We start from the raw sequence: 26140 nt of genomic DNA on the forward strand, positions 1-26140 counted from the left end.
ATTTAGTTAATTATCTAATTATCTAACGGAGTGTGAAAAGTGAACACCGTCTTTAAAGCATTGGCAGATCCCACCCGCCGTCAAATCTTGGATTTGCTGAAAAAAGGGGATCTGACTGCAGGAGAAATCGCAGATCACTTCGATATCTCTAAACCATCAATCAGCAACCACCTGAACATCCTGAAAAGCGCTGACTTGGTCATGTCCGAGAAGAAAGGCCAATACATCGTGTATTCCCTCAACACCACCGTGTTTCAGGATGTGATCACATGGCTCATCAATGTGAGCGGAAAGGGGAATGAAACACCATGAAGCATTTGCACAAGCCATATCTTATCTTATCCTGGGCCATCGCCCTTGTAACGTTGGGAGTCTTCCTGTACTGCTACGACCTGTTGCCAGACCGGGTGCCCATGCACTGGAATGTCAAAGGACAAATCGACAAATACGGTTCAAAAAACATGCTGCTACTATTCGGACTCATACCCTTGGGCATGAATCTGTTACTCACCTTCCTGCCCAACTGGGACCCACGCCGCGACCGTTATGTCATGCATAGCAAAGCGTATTCCATACTACTCTTGTATTCCACCGTCATCTTGTGCGCCGTGTTCTTATCCATCTTAGCGATGACCTTGGGTTATCCGGTGAATATTCCTCTCCTACTCCAATTGCTAATCGGCATTCTATTAATGGCGATAGGCAATTACCTGCCGCAAGTGCGACAAACGTTTTTTTCGGCATCCGCACACCGTGGTCCATCACGTCCGAAGACAATTGGCGACTCACCCACCGGTTTGGCGGCAAGGTGTTATTCTTCATCGGCTTGCTCATGATCATCAGTCTCTTCTTGCCAGTACCGCTTAGATCCATCCTGCCGTTTGCCGCCATTATCATCGGCTTGGCTATCATTTACTGGTACTCCTATCGTTTGTACAAACAAAACAGAGCTTAACTAGGAAAGAGCTACCTTCCCCCTATTTCATCAATTTATAAGGAGAGGATTTATATGAGTATCCAAATCGCCTTTCATCATGAACGCCCCATCTCCCCTGCCGCTATCTTGTCCCTCTGCAACCAGCAAGCCGCGGCCGATGCCCGTACCATCGCCCAGACCGAACTTATGCTCCAGGAAGGCCTTACGGTCGGGGTCTGGGCAGACCAGCAACTGATCGGCTTCTCACGGGCGGTAACGGTTGGACGCCTGTGTGCATACATTAAAGAGGTGGTGGTAGACAAGCGCTATCCTCAAGCCCGCATCGGTCAAAAGTTGATCAACCATTTGCTAAAGGGGTTGGAGCAAGTGGAAATCATCCATCTCCTCTGCGCCCGCGACCTTCTTACCGACCGTGGCACGGATACGCGCAAAGACACGGGCACATGGCTGTTTCAACACAAAAAAGCCAGCGATTTGTCATCGCCGGCCTAAAAACAGCTCGCCGCTCCTTTGCCACCCTCTCATCCTTTGGCCGGGGTGCGGCTACCCGGTTTGACCACGGGGATGCCTTCCCGGCAGAGCGGACATTCTTCCGGTGTATAGCTCTCAATCTTAATTTCTGTCAGGGCGCGGTACGGGCAGGCAAATGGATTGTGTCCGCCCGTCCGGTCCACGATGGAGCCGACCGCCACAACCTCCGCCTGCATTTCTTCCAGCAGGGCGATCACTTCTTTGACTGACCCTCCCGTTGTCACCACATCTTCAATGACCAAAACGCGTTCACCTGGCTTCACCGCAAACCCGCGCCGCATTTCCATGACACCCTCTTTGCGTTCCGTGAACAGGCATCGCACACCGAGTGCCCTCGCCACTTCATGGGCGATGATCACCCCGCCCAGAGCCGGACCGACCACAACATCGACTGCTTCGTCGCGAAACAGCTCCGCGATCGCTTCGCCTGCCTTGCCCGCGTCATGAGGGTATTGCAACAGTTGCGCACATTGCATGTATTGGGCGCTATGGCGTCCAGAAGAAAGCAGGAAATGCCCCTGCTTCAATACGCCTGTCCGTTCAATCGCTTCTTGCAAAGACCAACTCATCTAAACCCTCTCCCTATCCTTGGTTGATTTCTGCCACAATTGCTTCATAAGCCCGCTTTGGGTCAGCTGCCGTGGTGATCGCCCGCCCGACCACCAAGTAGTCCGCTCCCCGCTGGATAGCCCCGTTTGGCGTCATAATCCGTTTTTGGTCATCTGCGGTCACTCCGGCGGGGCGAATCCCCGGCGTGACCGCCAAGAAATGAGAGCCGGTTACAGCCTTCACGTCGCCAGCCTCATGCGCCGAACAAATCACCCCGTCTGCTCCTGCTTCGTAAGCCAACTTCGCATAGTGCGTCACAGACTCCTTCACCGTACCGGGAATGCCGATTTCCTGATTCATTATCGCTTGATCCGTGCTAGTTAGTTGCGTCACGCTGAGCAAACGCATGCGTCCGCCCGCGCCGCTTTTCTTCTCAGCCATCTCCCGCGCCGCCGTGATCATGGCTCGGCCGCCACTGGCATGAAGAGTGAGAAAGTCAACTCCCAAGTTGCTGACCGATTCCACGCCTTTGGCGACGGTGTTGGGGATATCATGCAATTTCAAATCCAAAAAAACGGTGTACCCTTCCTCTTTGCGGGCCGCCACCCACTGGGGGCCAACCGCGTAAAACAGTTGGTACCCCACCTTGATGGCCGGCTTGGCTGTGCCCGCCCAATGTGCCAACAGCCGTTCCGCTTCATTCGCTCCCGGAAAATCCAAGGCGATGAAAATGCGTTCGTCCACTACCATGTCCTCTCTCCCCTTTCGCCTTAAGCCAAGACTGCTGAGCGGGCGCCGACAGCAGGTTGGCCAATCGGGTCTGCGCTCATGTGAATCGACTCCAATGTGATCAACAGCGCTTCGACCGTATCAAGCGAAGTGAGGCAGGCGATGCCGTTCTCTACCGCTTCACGGCGGATGCGGAACCCATCCCGCTCCGGTGTGCGCCCACGCGTCCAAGTGTTGACTACTAAGTCCGCTTTGCCTTGGCGAATCAAGTCCAGAATATGTGGGGAGCCCTCTCGCAATTTGTGCACACGCTCAACCGGCAGGCCCGCCGCTTCCAAGATGTCCGCCGTTCCACTGGTGCAGACGATCTTGTATCCTAGCTGATGGAACCGTCTCATGAGTGAAACGGCTTCCTCTTTCTCTTTGTCTCCGATGGTCGCCACCACCGTGCCAAAACGGGGCAAGGAGATGCCTGCCGCCAATAGCCCTTTGTACACCGCGCGGGCATAATCGCGATCCCGTCCCATCACTTCGCCGGTTGATTTCATTTCCGGTCCCAGCGTGATATCGACGCGGCGCAACTTCGCGAAGGAGAAGACCGGCACTTTCACCGCCACTTCCTTGCTTTCCGGCCACAAGCCGTTGTCATACCCCTGCTCTTGGAGTGACTCGCCCAACATGATCCGGGTAGCCACTTGCGCCATCGGGATGCCGGTCACTTTGCTCAAGAACGGCACAGTCCGAGAAGCGCGCGGATTCACTTCCAGCACATAGATGTCGCCTTTGAAGAGAACAAACTGGATATTGATCAATCCTTTGGTATGCAATGACTTAGCGATTTGCGTCGTGATCTCAATCACCCGCGCCTTTTGCTCCGGTGTGATGGATTGCGGTGGGTAGACAGCAATCGAGTCGCCAGAGTGTACCCCGGCCCGTTCGATATGTTCCATGATGCCCGGGATCAACACGTCTTCTCCATCGCAGATGGCGTCCACTTCCAACTCTTTGCCTAGCAAGTACCGGTCGATCAGTACCGGATGTTCCGGATTGACCTGCACCGCTACTTCCATGTAAGAGCGCAGTTCACTTTCGCTGTAGACAATCTCCATCGCGCGTCCACCCAAGACATACGATGGGCGCACTAGCACAGGATAGCCAAGGCGGGCTGCCACTTGGGCCGCTTCTTCGACAGAAGTAACTGCCGCGCCCGGCGGTTGAGCGATTTTGGTATCGTTCAGCAGCTTTTCAAACTTCTTGCGGTCTTCGGCTCGGTCGATCTCTTCCAAGGAAGTACCCAAAATCTTAATGCCTTCTTCCCGCAGATCCCGCGCCAGATTGAGAGCTGTTTGCCCCCCAAATTGCACGATGACGCCGAGAGGATTTTCTTTTTCGATGATGTTGAGCACATCTTCTTTGTAAAGCGGTTCAAAGTACAGCCGGTCCGAAGTGTTGAAGTCGGTCGATACCGTTTCCGGGTTGTTGTTGATAATCACCGCTTCATATCCCGCAGCCCGGATGGCCCAGATCGCATGCACAGTGGCATAATCGAACTCCACCCCTTGCCCGATGCGGATCGGCCCGGAGCCCAGCACGATGATGCTCTTTTTCTCAGATTTACGCACTTCATCCTCTTGTTCATAAGTGGAGTAGTAGTAAGGTGTTTCCGCTTCAAACTCGGCTGCACACGTGTCCACGATTTTGTATACCGGCTGTAGGCCATGCGCCAGACGCAAGGTGCGGATCTCTTTCTCAGATTGGTTACGCAGGCGACCGATGGTTTTGTCGGTGAAACCCATGCGTTTGGCCGTATGGAGCAGATCCACATCCAAGACCTCCGCTTCGGCCACTTGCTGCTCCAGTTTGACGATCCGTTCCAGTTTGTGTAAGAAGAAGCGGTCGATTTTGCTGAGTTGATGCGCCTCCTCCAACGAGTGCCCTCTGCGGAACCATTCTCCCAAGAGGAAGAGGCGTTCATCATCGGCCACGCGAATCCGCTCGCGCAAGGTGGCATCGTCAAGTTGTCTTGCGTCTGGCAATGCGATGTGATCCAAACCGATTTCTAGCGACCGAACCGCTTTTAACAACGATTCCTCCAAGGTGCGGCCAATCGCCATCACTTCGCCCGTCGCCTTCATCTGCGTGCCCAACTTGCGGTTGGCCGACACAAATTTATCAAACGGCCAGCGCGGGATTTTGCTCACCACATAATCCAAGGTCGGCTCAAAGCAAGCGTAGGTCTCGCCGGTCACCGGATTTTTCAGTTCATCCAAGGTGTAACCGATGGCGATTTTGGCCGCGATCCGCGCAATTGGGTAACCCGTCGCTTTCGATGCCAGCGCAGAGGAGCGACTCACGCGCGGGTTCACTTCGATCACATAGTACTGGAAGGAGTGCGGATCGAGTGCAAACTGCACGTTGCATCCGCCCTGGATATTCAGGGAGCGGATAATCTTGAGCGCAGACGTGCGCAACATGTGATATTCGCGGTCGGACAAGGTTTGGCTTGGCGCGAACACAATGCTATCTCCCGTATGCACGCCGACCGGATCGAAGTTTTCCATGTTACAGACGACGATGCAGTTATCATTGGCATCTCGCATCACTTCATATTCGATCTCTTTATACCCAGCGATGCTCTTCTCGATCAGGCATTGGCTGATTGGGCTGTAGCGTAAGCCGTTATCGACGGTCTCCCGCAATTCCGCTTCGGTGTGGGCGATCCCGCCACCGGTTCCGCCTAGGGTGTAAGCAGGGCGCACGATCACGGGGTAACCCGTTTCCTCGGCGAAGTTCACCGCTTCTTCAACAGATTGGACAATCACGCTTTCTGGCACTGGCTCATTTAATTCATTCATCAGGCTGCGGAACAAGTCGCGATCTTCGGCATTGGTGATGGCTCGGAGGTCAGTCCCCAAAAGGCGTACGCCTTCTCGCTCCAGCACCCCTTGCTTCGCCAATTCGACCGCCAGGTTCAGCCCCGTTTGACCCCCCAACGTCGGCAACAAGCCGTCTGGCCGTTCCTTGCGGATCACTTGCGTAATGAACTCAGCGGTGAGCGGTTCAATATACACCCGATCAGCCATGTTGGTGTCAGTCATAATCGTGGCTGGATTGCTATTCACCAGAACGACTTCCAGCCCTTCTTCTTTCAACGCTTGGCATGCTTGCGTACCGGCATAGTCGAACTCGGCCGCCTGCCCGATAACAATCGGCCCAGAACCGATGACGAGAATTTTCTTCAGTGTTGGATCTTTAGGCATGGACTCCCTCTCCCTTCCGCGCGGCGAACGTATCCATCATTTCGACAAATCGGTCAAACAAGTATCCGGAATCAAGCGGACCAGGCGCCGATTCGGGGTGGTACTGCACTGAGAAAGCCGGATGCGACTGGTGCACCAACCCTTCCACGGTGCCGTCGTTCAAGGCGATATGGCTGATTTCCAACCCGGTGCCCTTCACTGACTCAGGATTGACGGCATACCCATGGTTTTGCGAGGTGATGACTGTGCGGCCCGTCGCCAATTCTTTGACTGGATGATTGCCGCCGCGATGGCCAAATTTCATTTTTACCGTATCCGCTCCACAGGCCAAGGCGAACAGCTGATGCCCCAAACAGATGCCAAACATTGGCACTTTCCCCAACAGTTTGCCGATCATGGTGATGGCTTCTGGCACATCTTTGGGGTCCCCAGGGCCATTGGAAAGCATAATCCCGTCGGGACGGAAGCGGAGAATCTCTTCTGCTGGCGTGTTGTACGGCACGGAGATCACTTCACAACCCCGTTCTACCAACTCGCGTTGGATATTGTGCTTCGCTCCGAAGTCAACCAACACCACGCGTTTGCCATAGCTTGGCGCAATGTGGATGCTCTTGGTGCTCACGCGGGCGACCTGATCGCGCATCAGCGGTGTGCCCATCTGCTCCATCAGCGCTTCAATCGTCTCATCCCCGGTGGTGATAATGCCCTTCATCACTCCATTTTGGCGCAACTTGCGCGTCAGCATGCGCGTGTCAATGCCAGCGATCCCGATGATGCCATATTCCTTTAAAAAGGTGGAAAGCGGCATTTCATTGCGCCAATTGCTTGCGTACTCGGCGATTTCCCGCACCACCAAACCTTGGGCATACGGGCGGAGCGATTCATTATCGTCCCGGGAAATCCCATAATTGCCGATCAAAGGATAAGTCATCGTGATGATCTGCCCACAATAAGAGGGGTCGGTCAATATCTCCTGATATCCGGTCATGCTGGTGTTGAAAACAACTTCTCCCAGGGAGTTCCCTTCAGCGCCGAACGAAGTGCCGGTAAATAATGTTCCATCTTCCAAAAGCAATCTTGCTTTCATCATTTCATCTCCTCCTTGTCATGCCAGCGCAAGCTCAGATCTCCCGCCAAGTAATTTCACCCTCGAGCAGGGTCAAAACCGGCCATCCTTTTACCTTCCAGCCAGCGAAGGGTGTGTTTCGCCCCAGTGACTTAAACGTGGTTGGGTCGATCTCCCGTTCCGCCTCCAGATCGATCACCGTTACATCTGCCGGTTTGCCGACAGCCAATTCTCCATACTGCAAACCGAAGATCTCAGCCGGTTTCCGCGTCATTTTGTCCACCAGCTCCGCCAGGGTCAACACCCCTTTTTCCACCAAATGCGTGTACAGGAGAGGGAAAGCCGTCTCCAAGCCGACGATACCGAACGGCGCTTTCTCCATGTCCCACGCTTTCTCTTCACTGGTGTGGGGCGCATGGTCGGTAGCAATGATGTCGATCGTACCGTCTTTCAAGCCTTCAATCAGGGCCTGCCGGTCTTGCTTGGATCTGAGCGGCGGATTCATCTTCCACATCGCATTGGGTTCCGGTATATCTTCGTCACACAACAGCAAGTGATGGGGCGTCACTTCTGCCGTCACTTTTTGCCCACGCTGTTTCGCTTCCCGTACCAAGCGCACGGATTGCTCGGCGCTGATGTGGCACACATGGTAATGAACCCCAATGTCTTCCGCCAACAAGATGTCACGGCCGACATGGATCGCCTCCGCTTCGGAAGGGATGCCTTTCAAACCGTGCTTGGCAGCAAATACCCCCTGATGGACTGAGCCGCCTTTGGCCAGCGTGTCGTCTTCGCAATGAGCGACCACCGGCAACCCCAGACTGTGAGCGCGGCGCATCGCTTCTTTCATCATGCGGCTACTTTGCACCCCGACTCCGTCATCCGTGACCGCAAACACGCCAGCTTCTTTCAACCCTTCCATGTCTGTCAACTCTTGGCCTAATTCTCGCACTGTGATCGCACCGTAGACGAGCACCCGCGCCAATCCAGCCTCTTGGGCACGGCTTAGCACTTGCCGCACCGTCTCCGGCGAATCGATCACCGGGCGGGTGTTCGGCATGCAGGCAACCGTGGTGAAACCGCCTTTGGCCGCGGCCGCGCTACCCGTCGCAATCGTTTCCTTCCTCTCAAATCCGGGTTCACGAAAGTGAACGTGCATGTCGATCAATCCCGGCACGACCAATTTGCCGGCGACATCAATCACTTCCGCTTCTGGATCGGTCACATTCTCTGCTATCGTTTGAATCATGCCGTTTTCGATCAGGATGTCGCGTTTATTTATCGTTCCCGTCTGCAGGTCGAGCAAATGACCGTTTTTGATGATCCGTTTCATGCTTTCTCCCCCTCCAGTGCGTGTTCCAGTACCGCCATGCGAATCCACACGCCGTTCGCTTTCTGTTCAAAAATTTTCGACCGCGGATGTTCAACCACTTCATCGGCCACTTCTACGCCTCGGTTAAACGGGCCCGGATGCATGATGATCGCTTCGGGCTTCATCAAGCGAAGACGCTGAAGTGTCAACCCATATTGTTTATGGTAATCCTGCTTGGATGTGAACAACTTTTCTTGATGCCGTTCCAGTTGTACCCTTAGCATCATGACCACATCCGCCGTCTGCAACGCTTCTTCAAACGGTACATAAGGAGCCTCTTGTTCACAGTCGCGGTCGCGCATCGCTTGCGGGCCGCTCAAGATCACATGGGCGCCGAACCGCTTCAAACTCCACATATTGGAGTGCACTACACGGCTGTGGGCGATGTCCCCCACAATCGCCACCGTCTTGCCGGACAAGTCGCCGAAATGTTTGAGCATCGTGTACAAATCCAACAGCGCTTGGGTGGGATGGGCCCAATGACCCGCGCCAGCATTTAGGATTTTGCAACCCACTTCTTGCCTTGCCAAAGCTTTTACTTGCTCCGGATCGGAGTGCCGAATGACGGCCACTTCCACCCCAAGGCTCGCTAAGGTTTTGACGGTGTCGTACAGGGATTCTCCCTTGGCGGTGCTAGAAACGTCAGGGGTGAAGTTCACCACTTCCATTCCCAGCTTTTTCTCAGCCACTTCAAAAGAAAACCGTGTGCGGGTGCTGGGCTCAAAGAACAAATTAGCTGCGAACCGGCCGCGGTATGGCCCCATGCCCGGACGCCAATTTTCTTCCCAATACCGGGCGCGAGCCAAAATGGCTTTCAACTCATTCAGGGTGAGCTGGCTCGTATCCAGCAAATGTTCCCGTTTCCACTCCTGCGTCATCAACGCCATCTGATCTCCCTCTTTCTATCAATGTGGCGGGTAGCGAACGCCCCCAACTTGTAATCACGCATTTAAGCTACTTCCGCTTCTTGCGCACCCGCTTGCCTTTGTTGCCGCGGCAAGATTGCGTTGAGCACAATCCCTACCACTGTTGCGAGCGCCATCCCTTCCAACTCCAGATGGATGTCGGCGAAGCGCAGAACCGCACCGCCAATGCCAATCACCAGTACTACCGCTGCGATGACCAGGTTGCGCCGTTCTCCCAGGTCGATCCGGTGCTCAATCAGCATGCGCAAGCCCGCTGAGGCAATGATGCCGAACAAGAGGATCGATACACCACCCATAACCGGGGTGGGGATGGTTTGGATGAGCGCGGACAATTTCCCAATGAAGGCAAAGCTCATAGCCAGCACCGCCGCGCCCCCGATCACCCAGACACTAAACACGCGAGTGATCGCCATGACACCGATATTCTCCCCATAAGTCGTGGAGGGGGGACCACCAATCAAAGCCGCCGCACTCACCGCAATGCCATCGCCCAACAGGGAGCGGTGCAAACCGGGATCGCGAGTCAAGTCCCGTTCCATAATGTTCCCTGTCACAATCAGGTGCCCGATATGTTCCGCCAGCACTACCAGCGTAACCGGCAGCATCACCAACACCGCATGCCAGGATACAACTGGCTTGGTGAATTCCGGTACCGCAAACCACGCTGTTTCTTTCACAGGCGTAAAGTCGACCATGCCCACCGCGATGGCGATCAGGTACCCCCCGATCACCCCGGCCAAGATGGGGATGATGTTGAGGAATCCCCTGCCATACATGCTGGTAACAATGGCGATGGCCAAGGTGGCCAAAGCCACCAAAAAGTTCTCCAGCGAGTAGGTGTGAACCGTCACCGTGCCCTGCTCCGGGTCAACAGCTTTGATCGTGCCTTGGATGTTCTGCCATTCTTGCGCCGTTTGCGGCATGGCTTGGATCACATCTTTTTGGCTAGCCATATCAACCGCGGTGCCAGCGAGGGCTAGTCCGATCACGATGACCACCGAACCGATCACCACCGGTGGCAACAGATGGTCAAGCCACTTGATGCCAAACTTGTAGACGACCAGCGCAACCACCCCGTACATAATCCCGATCGCAAAACAGCCGAACAACGCTTCCCCCATGTTCTTGCCACCTTGCGAGACCGTTAGGATGGGAACGATGAAAGCAAATGAAGAACCGAGATAAGCCGGTATTTTCCCTCTGGTCACAATCATGTAGGCAAGCGTCCCCACTCCGCTCGTAAAGAGGGCGACCGCCGGGTTCATCCCAGTCAACAGCGGCACCAGCACCGTCGCTCCAAACATGGCGAACAAATGTTGAAAACTGAGCATGATCCACTCATGCCACGCGGGACGTTCATGCACATCCATTCGTATCTTCTTGTCTTTCATCTCACTCAACTCCTTTTCCAGTCCCATAAAAAAAGCGCCTCTTTCGCCCGCATGGCAAAGAGACGCAGCATACCTGTAATGACAGCGCAATTCCGCGTTCCCTTTGCCGGCCTCACGGGACCGAGTTAAAAGGGACTTACTTATCGATTTGTAATGCTTACCCGATCTTCTCCTTGATCCACTTCACTTAAGTAGACGGATACCAACTCCGTGCGAGAAGTAGGCACGTTTTTGCCGACGTAATCGGGACGGATTGGCAGCTCGCGATGTCCGCGATCCACCAGCACCGCCAGCTGGATCATCTGCGGCCGGCCCCGGTCGATCAAGGCATCCATCGCCGCCCGCACGGTGCGCCCCGTGTAGAGCACATCATCCACCAAAATCACTTTTTTGCCAGTGATGTCCGGCACATCCGTCTCTTTCACTTGAGGATGCTCATGCTTTTCAGTGAGATCATCCCGGTACAAGGTGATGTCCAATTCACCGATCGGCATCGTTTTTCCTTCAATGTGGTGAATCCGTTCCGCCAAACGCTGGGCGAGATTCGCTCCTCTTGTCTTGATGCCGACCAAGATGCAATGGTCAATGCCCTTGTTGCGTTCCAAGATCTCGTGGGCAATCCGGGTTAGCGCCCTGCGAATCGCCGCTTCATCCAGAATCACTTTTTCTTTTTCCAATCCGGTTTCCCCCTCTTTCATCTGACCTTACAGGGCACAAAAAAAGCTTCTTGGCCATCGCTGGACAAGAAGCACTGGAAGACATACTGCACCCATATTAAACCGTGCCCTTGCCAGCCTCTCTGGACTGGATTTAAAGGTTCCCTTCGCTTAGATGTATTATGCATCAGTTGGAAGCGGTTGTCAACAGAAAATGGTTCTATTTCATCTTTAATGTGAGAATTAAATTTTCCATATCCGCTGGAAGTTCTGCTTCGACGCGAATCCGTTCGCCTGTCCGGGGATGGGTGAAACCGATCACCTTGGCGTGTAGCGCCTGCCCCGTAATCGGATGGTTGTTCTTCTTCGGTCCATAAACAGGGTCGCCGATAAGCGGGTAACCGATGTACTTCATGTGGACGCGAATCTGGTGCGTTCTCCCCGTTTCCAGGCGGCACTCCACTAATGAAGCATTTTTCAGCCGTTCCAGCACAGTGAAATGCGTGACGGCTTGCTTGCTGTTTTTATGGATGACCGTCATCCGCTGGCGATGGTTAGGATCACGTCCCAACGGGGCGTCTACTGTGCCATGCTCATGCGGGATCACCCCGTGCACCACAGCGACATACACCCGTTCAACAGAGTGTTCCTTCAACTGCTCCACCAAGGACTGATGAGCCAAATCAGTTTTAGCCACCATCAACAGCCCAGAGGTGTCTTTGTCGATCCGATGGACAATGCCAGGGCGAGCCACCCCGCCAATGCCGGACAGCTCTCCCTTGCAATGGGCCAACAATGCGTTAACCAGTGTCCCCGTCTCGTTCCCAGCTCCAGGATGAACCACCATGCCGCGCGGCTTGTTGACCACAATCACATCTTGATCCTCATAACGGATATCCAGCGGGATCGCTTCCGCGGCCACCTCCAATTCCGCGATGGGCGGTTCATCGAACACAACCTGATCGCCCTGCTTCAAACGGTAATTGCTTTTCTTCACTTGCCCGTTTACTCGGACAAACCCGTCGCGGATCCAGTCTTGCACCCGCGCCCGGGACCACTCCTCATGAAAAGACGGCAGGAACTTATCCAGCCGCTCCCCTTCATATTCCTCTGTGACTTCCCATTCGTGGCGCTCCACGATGTCCATTGTTTCTGCCATTTAAGAGTCCCTCGCTTCAGACAACGATTCATTCGGTTCAACCGTGGGGCTGATCAAAGTGAGGATGATCAACACGATCACACCGACCACAATCGCTGAATCGGCAACATTAAATATAGGAAATTGATAAGAGCCGAATTGGAAATGCAAAAAGTCGACCACTTCCCCACTCCGCAACCGATCGATCAAGTTGCCGATCGCTCCTCCCAATATTAAGGAAAACGAAAAGGACATGATTGGACGCTCATGTTTCAGTTGCCATAAATAATACAGCACAAAACCGATCACGATAAAGGTGATGATAATAAATAGCCACTGCTTGTTTTGCAAAATCCCAAACGCCGCTCCGCGATTGCGGTGCGAGGTGATGTAAAAAAAGCCTTGGAGCACCGGAATCGATTCATACAAGCTCATATTGTGAACCACTAACCACTTTGTCCATTGGTCCAAAATCAAAATGCCGAGTGAGGTAAAAAAATATCTCAACTGTCTTCCTCCTGTCTCCCACAGTCGAACAGTTTCCTTTTTCCATCTGATTGTAGCACAGGGTAATCTGTCCGAACAAGTTGAGACAGCCTTTTAACCGATAAAGTCTTGGTCTAGGTCACGCAAGGTTTCTTCCCGATCTTTTTGGCGGTATGCCTGGTTGTGAGTGATATCGGTGATTTCGGCTGAGTTCCCATCTATATCGGTGATCGCAAAGCCTTCGACCAAGTCGATGTACCCGCGCTGTTCATTGTGATCGACCGTCAATTCGTTGTAACTGCGGGCTTCTGCAAAAAAATCCGGCGGATTAGACGTCCCATACTGTTCCACTTCCTGCCAAGCATCTTCACCATCATAAAAATTGTAGTCGCTTTCGTCGTGATTGTGATGTCCTGGTTGCACCACCTGTTCTTCAACCGGACGGTTAGCAGAGATGTGGGGATGTGGACGGTGTTCAACACAATACTCAGCTGTCGGCATCGCTTCCAGTCGTTCAAACGGAATTTCTTGACCACATTGTTTGCAAATTCCGTACGTACCCTGTTCCATCCGGTTGAGCGCCGCTTCAATCTCTTGCAGATGCCGCTCATCCGCTTCATTCAATGCCAAATCCTTGCCACGCTCAAACATTTCCGTTCCCAAATCGGCGGGATGGTTATCGTAGCCAGACAATTCTCCCACTGAGGCGTTCATCCCCGTTGCCATGCCATAGTTGTCATTGTGCGCCACCCGCTCTTCGATTTCTTGCTTCTCTTGTAGCAATTGTTGCCGCAATAGGCCCAACTGTTGCCCGTTCATATTCATGCCTCCCATCAAGTCAACTTGCTTACTGTTTATGCTGTCCCGAGTCGGTTCGATTTCCTCTGGAAATGGGAGGATGGAAAGAGAAAATGAGGCGGGCGAGCAACAATCGCCATCGCTACCGCTTATGTTTTTTCTAGATATTAGATTATTTGCAATTAACTTGATTTTAATTATACCCTTCCCAAAACACTTTATTGCTGTTATGCTTTTAGGCAATGAAGCGAAAGGGTGGACAAACATGGGCAATCAATTGAAAAAACAACTACTGCCCCGACACGTACAAATGATGGCGCTAGGTGGTGCCATCGGTACAGGCATCTTTCAAGGCAGTTCGGAAACCATCTCCGCCGCCGGCCCCGGGGTTATCATCTCTTATCTGGCTGCTGGAGGCCTCCTCTTCATCGTCATGAGCGCCTTGGCTGAAATGGGGATGGCTATTCCCGGCGTCGATTTGCGCGGATTTATCCACCGTGCTTTTGGTTACCGGACTTCCTTCGTCGTCGGTTGGCTCTACTTTTTTCTCTGGATCATCGTGATGGCGCTGGAAATTGTTGCAGCCGGCACCTTTTTGCATTATTGGTTTTCCAATGTTCCCGTTTGGGCGCTCAGCTTGTTTTCCGCACTCTTTGTCATTTTCATCAATTTGTTTAGCGTGCGCTTATACGGAGAAATCGAGTTTTGGCTTACGGGTATCAAAGTGGTCACGTTGGTTGTCTTCATTTTGTTGAGCGCCGCGCTGATCCTGGGCCTCATCCCTGTTGCCGATCCGCCATCGGCAAGCAATCTGACGGCTCACGGCGGGTTTATTCCGCTCGGCTGGATGGGCGTAATTTCGTCGTTGTTGATCGTGATCTTTTCCTATGGTGGCACCGAACTAGTCGGGCTCTCCATCACCGAAATGAAAGACGCCGACCACACACTTCCCAAAGTGATGCAAGGCGTCATCTATCGCATTTGCCTCTTTTACGCCTTGCCAATCTTGTTGATCACCATGCTGGTTCCATGGGATCAAGTGGGCTCACAAGCCAGCCCGTTTGTGCAAGTGCTCTCCGCGGTAGGGCTTAAAGGAGTAGCCCATGTGATGAACTTCATCATGTTGACTGCCGTTATCTCCGCAGCCAACTCAGGCATGTACGCGACCTCGCGCATGATCTATTCTTTGGCGAGGGGTGGGGAAGCCCCAGCGCTGTTTACCCGCACCAGTCAGACAGGGGTGCCCGTATTCGGGCTGATGATCAGCGGCGTCGGCCTTTTGTTGGGCGCTTTCGCGGCCTTCATCGCCAAAGACTCTGTCTTTCAATATCTGATGGGCATTCCCGGGCTGACAGTCTTGCTCATTTGGATCTTGATCTGCCTAGCCCAACTCAAGTTACGTCCCACATATGACGGACAATTGAAATACCGTGTCGCATTCTTCCCTTATTTGACTAGGCTGACTGTGCTGATTTTGCTCGTCATCTTCGGCTTCATTCTGGCCGATCCGAAAAATCTGATCAACAATGCCGTCTATCTCAGCGTGGTGGCTGTGCTGACGCTGGCCTCCTTGTTTATCAGGCCAAAAACGGCATCGCAAACGGTCCGTTCATAACAAGAGCAAAGACGCATCCCCGCCGTGGGGATGCGTCTTTTGATTGCTTCTACCTCGTCGGGGCATACCCCGCCAACTGCTTCTTCACGCTTTTGATTGCCATCTCAACTTACCATACCCTTAAGATTTCTGCGCAAAAAAAGACCCCATGTTCTTATGGGGTCTTTCATTCGTTGACAAAATCCTGCTTAGCCTCCATTCTTAAACTCCTAGAATGCGTGAGGCTAGCATATTTTATTCGGCCGCCACATCAGGATAATGCTCGCGCACAATGTCCACACAACGACTGCACAACTCCGGATGGTCAGCGTGTGTGCCGACAGACGGCAGGATCATGCGGCAACGGTCGCATTTCTCCCCTTCAGCCACTTCTACTTCAACGTGCAATTTCGCTTCCTTGCTCACATCCGCCGAAGCTGGCTTCAACTCCACTTGCGATACGATGAAGAGTTGATCCAATTCTTCAGATTCAGCCAGCAGAGTAGCCACTTCCTCATTCGGGGTTAACACCACTTTGGCCCCCAGCGAGTTGCCGATCAATTTCGCGGCCCGTGCTTCTTCCAACGCCTTTAATACCACATCGCGCAACTCAAGCAAACGATCCCACTTGGCCTCCAACGCTTCATCCGCATACGCAGGATTGCTGACTGGGAAATCGGCCAATTGCACACTGATCTCTGTCACGCCCGGCACGTGTTTCCACACTTCATCAGCAGTGTGCGGAATGATCGGCGCCACCATCGTCACCAAAGCCTGCAACATGTCATAAAGCACGGTTTGCGCGGAACGGCGCACTGGGGCATCAGCTGGCAATACGTACAAGCGGTCTTTCAATACATCCAGATAAAACTGGCTCAAGAACACGTTACAGAAGGTGTGCAAGTCCACATACACCTGATGGAAGTCATACTCGTCATACCCTTTGGTCACCCGGTCGATCAACCGTTGCAACTTCGCCAATGCAAAGCGGTCCAGCTCGGTCAATTGCTCATATGGCAGACGGTCTGAAGTTGGATCAAAGCCGTGCAAATTCCCCAGCAAGAAACGGAAGGTGTTGCGGAGTTTGCGGTACACTTCAGCGATTTGCTTCAGAATGGCGTCCGACAGACGCTGATCCGATTGATAATCACTAGATGCAACCCACAAGCGCAGAATGTCCGCCCCATACATGTTGATCACTTTGGCAGGCTCAATGGTGTTGCCCAACGACTTGGACATCTTGCGCCCTTCTCCATCCATCGTAAACCCATGGCTGAGCACTTGCTTATAAGGCGCCTGCCCTTTGGTCGCCACCGCGGTGGACAGGGAAGAGTTGAACCATCCACGATATTGGTCAGAACCTTCCAAGTACAGGTCAGCAGGCCAACTCAGATCATCACGGCCCTCCAACACCGCCTTATGGCTAGAACCCGAATCAAACCACACATCCATCGTGTCGGTTTCTTTGCGGAACTCCGTACCGTGGCAAGCCCGGCAGGATTGTCCTTCCGGCATCAATTCATGCACATCTTTGGCATACCAAGCGGACGAGCCTTCGCGTGCAAACAGGTCGGAGATAAATTTGATCGTCTCTTCTGTGATATGGGGCTCCCCACATTTCTCACAGTAGAAGATCGGCAATGGCACACCCCAGATCCGTTGCCGGGAAATACACCAGTCTCCCCGGTCGGCGATCATGTTGTGAATGCGCAATTCACCCCAAGCGGGCGTCCATTTCACTTTTTTGATTTCATCGAGCATTGCCTGGCGGAACCCATCGATTGAAGCGAACCATTGCTCCGTCGCCCGGAAGATGACCGGCTTTTTGGTGCGCCAATCATGCGGATACTGATGCGTAATGAAGTTCAGCTTCAACAGGTAGCCGCGTTCAGCCAATTTCTCCGTGATCGGCTTGTTGGCGTCATCATAGAACAGCCCTTCAAATCCGGGTGCTTGCGCCGTCAGCCGGCCCTTGCCGTCCACAGGGCACAACACTTCCAAATTGTATTTTTGGCCAACGCGGAAGTCCTCTTCACCGTGTCCAGGAGCTGTATGCACACAGCCGGTTCCCGCATCCACCGTTACATGGTCACCAAACACAATGGGGCTTTCCCGATCATACAAAGGATGCTGGCAAACCACGCCGGCCAAATCGCTTCCCTTGTATTGGGCAACTGTCTTATACTCTGTCAGCTCCGCCACTTTCATCACTTCTTCAACCAAGGCGGTAGCCATCAGGAGTTTGCGGCCACCGGTTTCAACCAAACTATACTCCAATTCTTCATTCAAGCAGATCGCCACGTTGGCCGGAATCGTCCAAGGCGTCGTCGTCCAGATCACCACATAGGTGTCGTCCACAGGCAACACACCGTTACCTTGTTTCACCGGAAACATCACATAGATGGAGGCGGAGCGCTTGTCATGGTATTCAATCTCAGCTTCCGCCAACGCCGTTTCGGAAGTGGGGGACCAATAGATCGACTTCATGCCGCGATAGATGTGGCCCTGCTTAACCATCTCACCAAACACGCGAATTTGCGCCGCTTCATATTCAGGTAGCAGGGTGATGTATGGATTGTCCCAATCCCCCCGAACTCCCAATCGCTTGAACTGACTTTTTTGCTTCTCTACAAAGGAAAGCGCGTACTCTTTGCATTTCTCACGGAACTCAACCGGATCCACACTGCGACGATCCACTTTTTTCTTGGTCACCACCGCATGTTCAATCGGCAATCCGTGGGTGTCCCATCCGGGCACATAGGGGGCATAATACCCTTTCATCGACTTGTAACGAATGATGAAATCTTTCAGCGTTTTGTTCAAAGCATGCCCGATATGGAGGTCGCCGTTGGCATATGGGGGGCCGTCATGCAGGATAAAGCTAGGATTTCCCTTCCGCTTATCAAGCACTTGTTGGTAGATGTTCACTTCTTCCCACCATTTTTGCATTTCCGGCTCCTTGTTCGGGAGGTTCCCCCGCATCGGAAATTCAGTTTTCGGTAGATTGACTGTTTTGCTGTAGTCTGCCATAGAACATGACTCCTTTTATTCTGTTTTCGTTTCTCTCTCTGGACAGCGACTTGCGCCACTCATTGGAATATCCTGGGTTCAGTTCGGTTCGGACAATAAAAAAAACCTTCTTCATCCTCAAGGGACGAGAAGGTTTCCCGCGGTACCACCCTACTAGCTTTATGTCCTGGCTCAACAGACGACAAAGCCACTTGCACATCCGTAACGTGAATGACGCGGTCGACCTTACTCCAAGGTTCAGGTGACAGTTCCAGGGTGATTTTCGATAGATACTCGGATTAGGCTTTCACCACCCCTAATTCGCTGGAACGCGAGCACATCTATCTACTCTTCCCTTTCCTTACCGTTGGCCACTATTTTATTTGAGTAATTTCATCGAACGGTGGCAGGTTAAGCCAGATTAAAACATCGCTTTTTTCTTTAATGTACGGGATTTTCTGCTGCGCAATTCCCGGCGCGGCTCTTCCTCTTCATCCATGTAGGTGGCTGCCACTTCATCCAACATGCTGTTGTCAATCACACTGGTATCTTCCATGTTATGGAATTCATTGGCGTGATATTCTTGCGTTGCGTGGAAGTCCTGACCTGTATGGAAATCCTGTTGACCTGTATGGAAGTCTTGTCCCGTACGGAAATCATTGTTGTCAAATTCTTGCGTTGCATACTCTTGGTACCCATGGGATGGTTGCTCCAGCAGAAGCTCCGTCGGTTGGCTCTCGGCATACTGCTCGATTTGCTTCCCTTTATCTTCCAAACCTTGCTCCAATTCCTCCAAGGATTCCCAATCGGAGTTTTCCAAGATATCCAAATGGGATTGCACCAATGTGCGGAAACGGGCGCGGTAAACCGTCGCTTTCTGTTTGAGATCAAGCAATTCGCTGTGAATGGCGCGCGCTTTTTGCAACGCCTCGTTGATGATACGGTCTGCGTTTTTCTCCGCTTCTTGTACGATCAACTCGGCTTCTTTTTTGGCATTCAAGCGCACTTCTTCCGCCACTTCTTGCGCCACGCGAATCGACTTGTGAATACTTTGCTCCATGGAAGCCAGTGTCGCCGCAGGTGGTTGCATCGGCATCGGCTCCGAATAACGGGGCATCGGTGGTTGCGTCGGTTGCGGTTGCATCTGTTGCATTTGTTGCACTTGCTGTACCGGTTGTGGTTGCGGACCCGTTTGGAACATGGATTCGCCTTCCATCAAGCGTTCGATCTCCGCTTGCAACTCTTCCACTTGCTGTTCCAACTCCAGCTTCTCGCGGGTCAGCAATTCAAAATCTTTGATAATCTGATCAAGAAATTCGTTTACTTCATCTACATCATATCCACGGAACGATCTTTTAAACTCTTTATTGTGTATATCATAAGGCGTTAGCGGCATCATCCGCACCTCCTGGACAAATACAATCTTTTCTATTCGACAATATTACCAAATATCCCGCCGAAATTCTATAAGCGACTTTCAAAAAAGACTTGACATTCATGCGAATTCCACCAAGTCTAACCAAATGCGCCCTTTTTTGGTATTGCCGCCAATACTTTCGACATATAACCGTCCGAATCCTCTAAGTGAAAGCAGATCCCCTTGCGCAACCGTAAAGTCAGGCTGATCCACAATCTTATGATTGGCTTTGCACTTTCCGCTTTTTATGAGTTGCGCCACCTTTGACCTGGAGATCCGAAACCCTTCGGCAAGCACCGCATCGATGCGCAAGGAAGCAACCGTAACCGCGTGCACCCTCTTCTTTTGCGAGGGATGAGCCAGTTCATCGCGAGCAATCGTTCTTATGTTAACATGCTCGCGACCGATTTGTCCAACTTGCACCAGGAGTAATCCCTCTAGTTCGGAAGCAGCAACCAGGTCGCATCCGGTGTCATGAGGAAGAATGTCCCCCAGCTTTTCCCGCTTGATGCCTAGCCCGAGAAGCGCCCCCAATACATCGGGGTGTTCCAATTTTTTTCCTCTATTTGCTTCTATGCGCAAGTATGTGAGCCCAAACATCTCAGGGTCTTCCACAACATAGCCGGGTGCGATAAACACGCGGCGGCGCTCCGCATCCGCATGCCCGCCATCCGACCATACATTCAGGTCGGGTTGGCGCCGCACCACCATGTTGACAATATCCCGCTCGCGAGGATCGAGGAAATTGGTCAACACCGTTTGGTGCTGATGCGCCACTTTCCACGCCCAATCAAGCGCGCGTTCGACCACGATCCGCTCCTCCGGGCGGAAATGCATGAACAATGTTTCCTTCTCTCGTCTCACTTTATCAGATCACCCAACTGATGATGGTCATGACGCCCAATCGTATGAAATGGAGGGCGAATAACGCCACGATCGGCGAGATGTCGATAAATCCGATCGGCGGGATGAATCGGCGAAAGACGGATAGGTACGGTTCCGACAAGCGCGCGAGCAATTGTCCGACGGGGGATTCATACACCTGCGGCAACCATGACGCAAGGATGTAAATAATCAGCACAAATTGGTAGATGGTAAATAACGTGTCAACCACTTGATAAATCAACATGAGCTTTCTGTTCACCTCAAATCTTTTAGCTCATCATCTTTCAGGAAATCGGTGATCGAGCCCGTGATATCCACGTTGGCCGGGGTGCAAATAAAAATGTTGTTGCCCAACTTTTGAATGTTGCCCCCTAAAGCATATACTGTTCCGCTCAAAAAGTCGATGATGCGTACGCCTTGATCGCGGCGGACGAGTTGGAGATTGACAACAACCGGACGATGGCTTTTCAAGTGATCTGCGATTTCGGGAGATTCTTCATAGCTACGGGGTTCGAACAAGACGAGGCGGATGTTTTTTTGCGTGTGCAAGGATACGATATTGCTCCTCCCCTTCAGATGATGGCTTGTTCCATCTTCGTGTTCAAGCTCATCATCATCGTATGGCTCGTCTTCTTCGCTCACACCGAAAAAGCCCATGATCTTCTCCATGAAAGTCATTGATTTCGCCTCCTTTAAAGGCTACCGTCCCCGTTTGCCTCCTCCAACTAACACGGATCCAAGCCGGACCCATGTGGCCCCTTCTTCAATCGCGATATCAAAATCTTGAGACATGCCCATGGACAAATGAGGCACACGTAAACGGGGCTGGTCTAACCGTTGTAATTGTTTTTGCAACCGCTTCAGTTCGCGGAAGATGGGCCGCACTTCCTCCGGATTTTCGACGATGGGCGCCATGGTCATCAGTCCGGCCACCTCAATCGTAGAATAATTCGCCACTTCTTTCGCAAATTCTTCTAATTCTTTCGGGGAAATTCCAAATTTGCTTTCTTCGCCCGACACATTCACCTGCAAAAAACAGGACAAAGGCTCAGCCTCTTTTTGGCGCACCCGACGGTCAATCTCCTGCGCCAGGGAGAGCCGATCCAGTGAATGTAGGTATTGGAACCGACCGATGATCTCTTTTACTTTGTTGCGTTGCATGTGCCCGATGAAGTGCCAAGTGCCACGGTCGCCGAGCACTTTCCATTTGGGAACAGCATCCTGTACCTTATTCTCCCCGACATGGGTTAGGCCTAGGTCAAGCAAGCGGGCGGTATCCTCCACATCGCTGTATTTGGTGACGGCCACCACCCCAATTTCGCGTGGATCCCGGTTAGCCCGCCGGCAAGCTGCTTGAATACGCTCTTGCACCTTTTCCCAATGTTTACCAAATTCGTTCATGAGAATCACCTTTCCTGCTTTCCGATCCAAGCGACCATCCGTCCCGTTTTTCCTTTGTCCCGGCGGTGGGAGTAAAAGTAGGAATGATCGCAGCTTGTACACCATTTGCTTACAGCCATATGCTCAGGCAAAATCCCCGCCTGCAAAAAAATTTCGGCATTGGCTCGCTTTAAATCGCATTGCCATCTGCCGGGAACATGGCTCACCGCAATCCGCTCTAGCGCCTCTTGGCTGTGTATCGCTTCACGCATCGGGCCAATCACCCGCTCATCAACCTCATAACAACAAGGCCCGATCGACGGACCGATAGCCACCCATATCTCTTCTGGCTTCGCGCCTTGTTCGCAAAAACGTTTGACCATGTGGGCGCCAATTTGGCCAACCGTCCCTTTCCAGCCGGCATGAGCCACTCCCACCAAGTCCAATTGCGGATGATAAAAGTACAAAGGCACGCAGTCGGCGAAATATGCTGCCAACAAAACCCCCAGCTCACGGGTGAAAAGGCCGTCAGTCTCTTGGTAGGCGTTTTGGCGTCCATCCTTCCCTTTGCCGCGATCCGCCGCCGACACTTGTTCAATATGTACGCCATGGACTTGTTCCGCGCAGGTCCAAGCATCAAAGGAAAAGTCCAGTTCTTCGCTCAATTCCCGGCGGTTGTCAACCACTTGCCGCGGCCGGTCTCCCACGTGGAGTGCATAGTTGCGGCAGTCAGCATCTTCGCCCGCTCTTCTCGCGCTGAAACCGACGCGGAGGTGCGGAAATTGATTCTGCCACGCAGTTAGCTCAAACATGGGCACTTTGCTGTCACGGTATTGAAATGGTTCCATACACTCCCCCCCTTCGTTTCATATTACCATATCTTCCATCGTCAACAAAGGAGGCGCGATCCGCCTCCTGTAGCGCATTTCCCAATCCGCCAGTAACTTTTAATCAACAGCAGCCTCATCCGGCAGATAATAACCGCGCCGCTCGACACTCTCTTCCAAACGAACCAAAATCACATCCGAACCGATCTTCACAATTTGCCGCCATGGGATTACCCATTCGTGGCCACTGCTAACAAAACCAAACCATTTGCTTTCACCCGGCACAACAATGGCATGGATCACACCCCGTCGCAAATCCAAATCCAAGTCGTAGATTTGGCCCAATTTACGACCATCAGCAATGTTGACGACATCTTTCGCCTGCAACTCTGATATTTTCACACGTCTCCCCACTTTCCGCGCAATGGTTATTTCTATATGTATATGTGCTGATTCCCGCAAATGTACGGCCTATTTCTATACAAAAGCCCAATCCTAGGCGATTGGGCTTTTTGAGCAAGCATTGGCTTGCGAATCTATTCAATTTAGGTGATAAATTTGTTCATCTGAGCAATGGCCGCTTTCTCTAGTCGAGAAACCTGGGCTTGGGAGATCCCTATTTCTTCAGCCACTTCCATCTGCGTCTTACCTTCAAAAAAGCGCATGGACAAAATCATTTTTTCCCTGTCATTCAACTTGCTCATCGCTTCATTTAAAGCGATTCCTTCCAGCCACTGGGCGTCTCTGGACTTTTCATCGCTCAATTGGTCCATGACGAAAATGGGATCGCCACCGTCCTGATACACCGGTTCAAACAAAGAAACCGGATCTTGGATCGCGTCCAATGCGTACACCACATCTTCTTTCGGCACGTTTAACGCACGTGAAATTTCCAAAATCGTGGGTTCGCGCGAATGCTGATTTGTCAACGAATCCCGAACTTGCAACGCTTTGTAAGCGATGTCTCGCAACGATCGGGACACACGGATCGGATTATTGTCACGCAAGTATCTCCTGATCTCGCCAATGATCATGGGCACGGCATAGGTAGAAAACTTGACGTTCTGGCCGAGATCAAAGTTGTCAATCGCTTTCATCAATCCGATGCAACCAACCTGAAACAGATCATCCACGCATTCCCCTCTATTGTTAAATCGTTGGATTACACTCAATACCAAGCGTAGATTCCCATTGACCAGTTTTTCGCGCGCGGAACGGTCACCCGCTTGCAGCTGTTGAAACAGTACCCGCATCTCCTGATTTTTAAGAACGGGGAGTTTAGAAGTATCAACGCCGCATATCTCCACTTTGTTTCGCGCCATGAATTCCCCTCCTCAGGCTGGAACTAATTTTCAGTATGTCCTGAGGAAGGGGATTTATAATAAGAAGGAAATTAAACCATTTTATTGAATTCTTTACGCAATCTCTTAATAATTCTTTTCTCCAAACGGGAAATGTAAGACTGTGATATTCCGAGCATGTCAGCGACATCCTTCTGTGTCTTCTCTTCGCCGCCATTTAAACCAAAACGCAACTCCATGATTTTGCGCTCCCGATCTGATAGATTCGACAGGGCCGTCCGCAAAATCTTGCGATCCACTTCATCTTCTATGTCGCGGTAGATTGTGTCATTCTCCGTGCCTAGCACGTCCGACAACAACAATTCATTCCCGTCATAGTCTGTATTGAGCGGCTCATCAAAAGAGACTTCGGAACGGATTTTGTTATTGCGCCGCAAAAACATGAGGATTTCATTCTCAATGCATCGGGATGCATAGGTAGCCAGCTTGATTTTCTTGGTGGGATCAAAGGTGTTGACGGCTTTAATCAGGCCAATCGTTCCGATCGAGACCAGATCTTCAATGTGAATCCCGGTGTTTTCAAATTTACGTGCAATGTAGACCACCAGCCGCAGATTGCGCTCAATGAGCAAAGCGCGAACGGCGGAATCCCCGCTCGGTAACTTTTCCAACAGATGCTCTTCTTCCTCCCGGGTCAATGGCGGAGGCAGGGCCTCACTCCCACCGATATAATAAACTTCTTCCCCTTTCAAGCCGATTTGCATAAGTAGACGGTACCAAAACAATTGCACCGCCAATCTCCATTTGACAAACATCCTCATATCCCCCCAACGATTTGTTCTATCTGCTCCCGCGGCTCAAGATCATAACAGGACGGATGAATAATCGCTTGGTAAGTCCCATCAGACGAAAGGCGCCCGACATCTATACCTATGAGAATTTTTTTAATTTTATGCCACTCATCCCCCCGCAAAATTTCCACAACATCCGGTTTGATGGCGATCATCATCGCCTGTTCTTTCCCCGCTGCCCGGTACGGGATGACCCGAATCCGGTTTATCCAAGCCGCCGGCAAATTGCACCAACCCGCTTCCCAATCCCACTGGCGCAACATCTGTTCTAATTCTTCCGGAAAACAGACTTTCAACCGATCCAGTTCCACAATCATCACAGGCGTCCGGGTGATTGGATCGCGCAGTTGATTTCCGGTGTCAACAAGCCCGACGCATTCCAAGCAGTGCTGGTTAAGATGGATGCGAACCCCGGTCATATACTGTTGAATCCGATGATTTTCCTTCAATGAACGCAACGAAAACCTGGTGTACAGCCACACAAGCGGAAATCCGCACAAAATGAGGGCCCATGATACAGGAGATCCCCAGCCCTGCGCGGAGTGGGTCAAAAACAGCCCACCAGCTACTTGGCTGTCTCCCGTAGTGACATAATGAAATGCGATCATCGCTCCGCCGGCGATAAAGCAAACCAAGTAAAAAGCCCCGAGATTGCGGATAAACGCCAACGGGTGGTGAAATCCATACGCGATCCACACCATCGCCAAAGAAACCAAGATTTTGACTGGAAAGAAATATGCCAACGCAAATTGCGGCCATAAGTGCAACATCGAATAGGCGCCACCCACGCACGCGGCCAGCAACAACCGCCAAACTTTGGTCGGTTGTTTGCGAATGCCCGCCGTCAACCACAACAGCAAGTAATCAATGGTTCCGTTGAGGAGGAAAATCATATCGGCGTAAACAACCATGCCCTTCCCCCTTCAGATTGAAGTGAGACCAGTATATCCCAAGCTCTTGTTCAAAGTCTGTCGCTTCTTGGATTGGTTCTTTGACTTGTTTCGTCGAACGCTGAGGTTCACCGCTAAATCCTGCCG

General features: G+C 52.1%; 27 protein-coding genes and 1 other annotated feature. Of the genes, 5 read left to right on the top strand and 22 right to left on the bottom strand.

Going from position 1 to position 26140, the window contains the following annotated elements; all coding sequences use genetic code 11:
• Nucleotides 1–39: 39 nt before the first annotated feature.
• Genes QQZ12_RS04545 through QQZ12_RS04560 form a run of 4 tightly spaced genes read left to right on the top strand, consistent with a single transcriptional unit; the run spans nucleotide 40 to nucleotide 1429 of the window.
• Nucleotides 40–312 (top strand): autorepressor SdpR family transcription factor, encoded by a 273-nt coding sequence (locus tag QQZ12_RS04545; RefSeq protein ID WP_022736425.1) that lies wholly within the window; start codon nucleotides 40–42, stop codon nucleotides 310–312.
• Entirely contained in the window at nucleotides 309–836 is a 528-nt protein-coding gene (locus tag QQZ12_RS04550; protein WP_284724033.1) for a DUF1648 domain-containing protein, read from the top strand. The genes QQZ12_RS04545 and QQZ12_RS04550 overlap by 4 nt, the downstream gene beginning before the upstream one ends.
• Nucleotides 761–955 (top strand): SdpI family protein, encoded by a 195-nt coding sequence (locus QQZ12_RS04555; RefSeq protein ID WP_284724158.1) that lies wholly within the window; start codon nucleotides 761–763, stop codon nucleotides 953–955. Before QQZ12_RS04550 ends, QQZ12_RS04555 begins: the two co-directional genes overlap by 76 nt.
• A 54-nt stretch (nucleotides 956–1009) precedes the next feature.
• The gene (locus QQZ12_RS04560; protein ID WP_102992840.1) at nucleotides 1010–1429 is read left to right on the top strand and encodes a GNAT family N-acetyltransferase; all 420 of its coding nucleotides are present in this window, start codon (nucleotides 1010–1012) and stop codon (nucleotides 1427–1429) included.
• A 29-nt stretch (nucleotides 1430–1458) separates the two neighbouring features.
• On the opposite strand, the gene pyrE is transcribed toward QQZ12_RS04560, so the two are convergent.
• From pyrE to QQZ12_RS04615, 11 genes are all read right to left on the bottom strand, one after another.
• Nucleotides 1459–2037: an orotate phosphoribosyltransferase gene (gene pyrE / locus QQZ12_RS04565; RefSeq protein WP_102992841.1), complete on the bottom strand. Its 579-nt coding sequence runs from the start codon at nucleotides 2035–2037 to the stop codon at nucleotides 1459–1461.
• A 13-nt stretch (nucleotides 2038–2050) separates the two neighbouring features.
• Nucleotides 2051–2767 carry an orotidine-5'-phosphate decarboxylase gene (pyrF, locus tag QQZ12_RS04570; RefSeq protein WP_284724034.1) on the bottom strand — a complete coding sequence of 239 codons (717 nt, stop codon included), beginning with the start codon at nucleotides 2765–2767 and terminating at the stop codon, nucleotides 2051–2053.
• Nucleotides 2768–2787: 20 nt separating this feature from the next.
• Nucleotides 2788–6006, bottom strand: a complete 3219-nt coding sequence (gene carB / locus QQZ12_RS04575; RefSeq protein WP_102992843.1) for a carbamoyl-phosphate synthase large subunit — start codon at nucleotides 6004–6006, stop codon at nucleotides 2788–2790.
• Nucleotides 5999–7093 (bottom strand): glutamine-hydrolyzing carbamoyl-phosphate synthase small subunit, encoded by a 1095-nt coding sequence (gene carA, locus QQZ12_RS04580; protein ID WP_102993871.1) that lies wholly within the window; start codon nucleotides 7091–7093, stop codon nucleotides 5999–6001. The genes carB and carA overlap by 8 nt, the downstream gene beginning before the upstream one ends.
• Before the next feature lie 34 nt (nucleotides 7094–7127).
• A complete protein-coding gene (gene pyrC, locus QQZ12_RS04585; protein ID WP_284724035.1) occupies nucleotides 7128–8405 on the bottom strand; it encodes a dihydroorotase in 1278 nt (425 codons plus the stop codon).
• Entirely contained in the window at nucleotides 8402–9331 is a 930-nt protein-coding gene (locus tag QQZ12_RS04590) for an aspartate carbamoyltransferase catalytic subunit (protein WP_284724036.1), read from the bottom strand. Before QQZ12_RS04590 ends, pyrC begins: the two co-directional genes overlap by 4 nt.
• A gap of 62 nt (nucleotides 9332–9393) precedes the next feature.
• Nucleotides 9394–10788 carry a uracil permease gene (gene uraA, locus QQZ12_RS04595; RefSeq protein WP_284724037.1) on the bottom strand — a complete coding sequence of 465 codons (1395 nt, stop codon included), beginning with the start codon at nucleotides 10786–10788 and terminating at the stop codon, nucleotides 9394–9396.
• A gap of 113 nt (nucleotides 10789–10901) precedes the next feature.
• Entirely contained in the window at nucleotides 10902–11459 is a 558-nt protein-coding gene (pyrR, locus tag QQZ12_RS04600; RefSeq protein WP_431606296.1) for a bifunctional pyr operon transcriptional regulator/uracil phosphoribosyltransferase PyrR, read from the bottom strand.
• 178 nt (nucleotides 11460–11637) lie between these two features.
• Nucleotides 11638–12564: an RluA family pseudouridine synthase gene (locus tag QQZ12_RS04605; RefSeq protein ID WP_102993873.1), complete on the bottom strand. Its 927-nt coding sequence runs from the start codon at nucleotides 12562–12564 to the stop codon at nucleotides 11638–11640.
• Between the two features lie 12 nt (nucleotides 12565–12576).
• Nucleotides 12577–13062 carry a signal peptidase II gene (lspA, locus tag QQZ12_RS04610; RefSeq protein WP_284724039.1) on the bottom strand — a complete coding sequence of 162 codons (486 nt, stop codon included), beginning with the start codon at nucleotides 13060–13062 and terminating at the stop codon, nucleotides 12577–12579.
• 93 nt (nucleotides 13063–13155) lie between these two features.
• On the bottom strand, nucleotides 13156–13860 hold the full coding sequence (locus QQZ12_RS04615; RefSeq protein WP_284724040.1) for a TraR/DksA C4-type zinc finger protein: 705 nt from the start codon (nucleotides 13858–13860) through the stop codon (nucleotides 13156–13158).
• Between the two features lie 244 nt (nucleotides 13861–14104).
• Between QQZ12_RS04615 and QQZ12_RS04620 the strand changes: the two genes are divergently transcribed.
• Entirely contained in the window at nucleotides 14105–15454 is a 1350-nt protein-coding gene (locus QQZ12_RS04620; RefSeq protein WP_284724041.1) for an amino acid permease, read from the top strand.
• 234 nt (nucleotides 15455–15688) lie between these two features.
• Here QQZ12_RS04620 and ileS read toward each other — a convergent pair whose 3' ends face one another.
• The 11 genes from ileS to spoIIGA all read right to left on the bottom strand — a co-directional run bounded on the left by ileS (nucleotide 15689) and on the right by spoIIGA (nucleotide 26014).
• Entirely contained in the window at nucleotides 15689–18463 is a 2775-nt protein-coding gene (gene ileS, locus QQZ12_RS04625; protein WP_102992849.1) for an isoleucine--tRNA ligase, read from the bottom strand.
• A gap of 117 nt (nucleotides 18464–18580) precedes the next feature.
• Nucleotides 18581–18813 (bottom strand) — a binding site (T-box leader).
• Between the two features lie 50 nt (nucleotides 18814–18863).
• Nucleotides 18864–19838 (bottom strand): DivIVA domain-containing protein, encoded by a 975-nt coding sequence (locus QQZ12_RS04630; RefSeq protein ID WP_416332398.1) that lies wholly within the window; start codon nucleotides 19836–19838, stop codon nucleotides 18864–18866.
• Between the two features lie 99 nt (nucleotides 19839–19937).
• Nucleotides 19938–20723: a YlmH family RNA-binding protein gene (locus tag QQZ12_RS04640; RefSeq protein ID WP_123827458.1), complete on the bottom strand. Its 786-nt coding sequence runs from the start codon at nucleotides 20721–20723 to the stop codon at nucleotides 19938–19940.
• Nucleotides 20724–20727: 4 nt separating this feature from the next.
• Nucleotides 20728–20988, bottom strand: a complete 261-nt coding sequence (locus QQZ12_RS04645) for a YggT family protein (protein ID WP_022736443.1) — start codon at nucleotides 20986–20988, stop codon at nucleotides 20728–20730.
• Nucleotides 20989–20999: 11 nt separating this feature from the next.
• Nucleotides 21000–21422: a cell division protein SepF gene (locus QQZ12_RS04650; protein ID WP_102992851.1), complete on the bottom strand. Its 423-nt coding sequence runs from the start codon at nucleotides 21420–21422 to the stop codon at nucleotides 21000–21002.
• A gap of 21 nt (nucleotides 21423–21443) precedes the next feature.
• Complete coding sequence (locus QQZ12_RS04655; protein WP_102992852.1) at nucleotides 21444–22145, bottom strand: YggS family pyridoxal phosphate-dependent enzyme; 702 nt, start codon at nucleotides 22143–22145, stop codon at nucleotides 21444–21446.
• A 5-nt stretch (nucleotides 22146–22150) separates the two neighbouring features.
• Nucleotides 22151–22972, bottom strand: coding sequence for a peptidoglycan editing factor PgeF (gene pgeF, locus QQZ12_RS04660; RefSeq protein ID WP_102992853.1), 822 nt, complete (start codon nucleotides 22970–22972; stop codon nucleotides 22151–22153).
• A 99-nt stretch (nucleotides 22973–23071) separates the two neighbouring features.
• Nucleotides 23072–23353, bottom strand: coding sequence for a YlmC/YmxH family sporulation protein (locus QQZ12_RS04665; RefSeq protein WP_223247953.1), 282 nt, complete (start codon nucleotides 23351–23353; stop codon nucleotides 23072–23074).
• A gap of 143 nt (nucleotides 23354–23496) precedes the next feature.
• Entirely contained in the window at nucleotides 23497–24273 is a 777-nt protein-coding gene (sigG, locus tag QQZ12_RS04670; RefSeq protein WP_102992854.1) for an RNA polymerase sporulation sigma factor SigG, read from the bottom strand.
• A 71-nt stretch (nucleotides 24274–24344) separates the two neighbouring features.
• Nucleotides 24345–25067: an RNA polymerase sporulation sigma factor SigE gene (gene sigE / locus QQZ12_RS04675; protein WP_022736449.1), complete on the bottom strand. Its 723-nt coding sequence runs from the start codon at nucleotides 25065–25067 to the stop codon at nucleotides 24345–24347.
• 2 nt (nucleotides 25068–25069) lie between these two features.
• Nucleotides 25070–26014: a sigma-E processing peptidase SpoIIGA gene (gene spoIIGA, locus QQZ12_RS04680; protein WP_102992855.1), complete on the bottom strand. Its 945-nt coding sequence runs from the start codon at nucleotides 26012–26014 to the stop codon at nucleotides 25070–25072.
• Nucleotides 26015–26140: the final 126 nt, after the last annotated feature.

The sequence above is a fragment of the Laceyella tengchongensis genome (assembly GCF_900182735.1).
GTDB lineage: Bacteria > Bacillota > Bacilli > Thermoactinomycetales > Thermoactinomycetaceae > Laceyella > Laceyella tengchongensis.

Bases quoted from the DNA above. Each gene is read 5' to 3' on its own strand.
- QQZ12_RS04550 (WP_284724033.1), top strand. From the start codon at position 309: ATGAAGCATTTGCACAAGCCATATCTTATCTTATCCTGGGCCATCGCC.
- QQZ12_RS04560 (WP_102992840.1), top strand. From the start codon at position 1,010: ATGAGTATCCAAATCGCCTTTCATCATGAACGCCCCATCTCCCCTGCC.
- pyrE (WP_102992841.1), bottom strand. From the start codon at position 2,037: ATGAGTTGGTCTTTGCAAGAAGCGATTGAACGGACAGGCGTATTGAAG.
- pyrF (WP_284724034.1), bottom strand. From the start codon at position 2,767: ATGGTAGTGGACGAACGCATTTTCATCGCCTTGGATTTTCCGGGAGCG.
- carB (WP_102992843.1), bottom strand. From the start codon at position 6,006: ATGCCTAAAGATCCAACACTGAAGAAAATTCTCGTCATCGGTTCTGGG.
- carA (WP_102993871.1), bottom strand. From the start codon at position 7,093: ATGAAAGCAAGATTGCTTTTGGAAGATGGAACATTATTTACCGGCACT.
- pyrC (WP_284724035.1), bottom strand. From the start codon at position 8,405: ATGAAACGGATCATCAAAAACGGTCATTTGCTCGACCTGCAGACGGGA.
- QQZ12_RS04590 (WP_284724036.1), bottom strand. From the start codon at position 9,331: ATGGCGTTGATGACGCAGGAGTGGAAACGGGAACATTTGCTGGATACG.
- uraA (WP_284724037.1), bottom strand. From the start codon at position 10,788: ATGGGACTGGAAAAGGAGTTGAGTGAGATGAAAGACAAGAAGATACGA.
- pyrR (WP_431606296.1), bottom strand. From the start codon at position 11,459: ATGAAAGAGGGGGAAACCGGATTGGAAAAAGAAAAAGTGATTCTGGAT.
- QQZ12_RS04605 (WP_102993873.1), bottom strand. From the start codon at position 12,564: ATGGACATCGTGGAGCGCCACGAATGGGAAGTCACAGAGGAATATGAA.
- QQZ12_RS04615 (WP_284724040.1), bottom strand. From the start codon at position 13,860: ATGAACGGGCAACAGTTGGGCCTATTGCGGCAACAATTGCTACAAGAG.
- QQZ12_RS04620 (WP_284724041.1), top strand. From the start codon at position 14,105: ATGGGCAATCAATTGAAAAAACAACTACTGCCCCGACACGTACAAATG.
- ileS (WP_102992849.1), bottom strand. From the start codon at position 18,463: ATGGCAGACTACAGCAAAACAGTCAATCTACCGAAAACTGAATTTCCG.
- QQZ12_RS04630 (WP_416332398.1), bottom strand. From the start codon at position 19,838: ATGCCGCTAACGCCTTATGATATACACAATAAAGAGTTTAAAAGATCG.
- QQZ12_RS04645 (WP_022736443.1), bottom strand. From the start codon at position 20,988: ATGTTGATTTATCAAGTGGTTGACACGTTATTTACCATCTACCAATTT.
- QQZ12_RS04650 (WP_102992851.1), bottom strand. From the start codon at position 21,422: ATGACTTTCATGGAGAAGATCATGGGCTTTTTCGGTGTGAGCGAAGAA.
- QQZ12_RS04655 (WP_102992852.1), bottom strand. From the start codon at position 22,145: ATGAACGAATTTGGTAAACATTGGGAAAAGGTGCAAGAGCGTATTCAA.
- pgeF (WP_102992853.1), bottom strand. From the start codon at position 22,972: ATGGAACCATTTCAATACCGTGACAGCAAAGTGCCCATGTTTGAGCTA.
- sigG (WP_102992854.1), bottom strand. From the start codon at position 24,273: ATGGCGCGAAACAAAGTGGAGATATGCGGCGTTGATACTTCTAAACTC.
- sigE (WP_022736449.1), bottom strand. From the start codon at position 25,067: ATGTTTGTCAAATGGAGATTGGCGGTGCAATTGTTTTGGTACCGTCTA.
- spoIIGA (WP_102992855.1), bottom strand. From the start codon at position 26,014: ATGGTTGTTTACGCCGATATGATTTTCCTCCTCAACGGAACCATTGAT.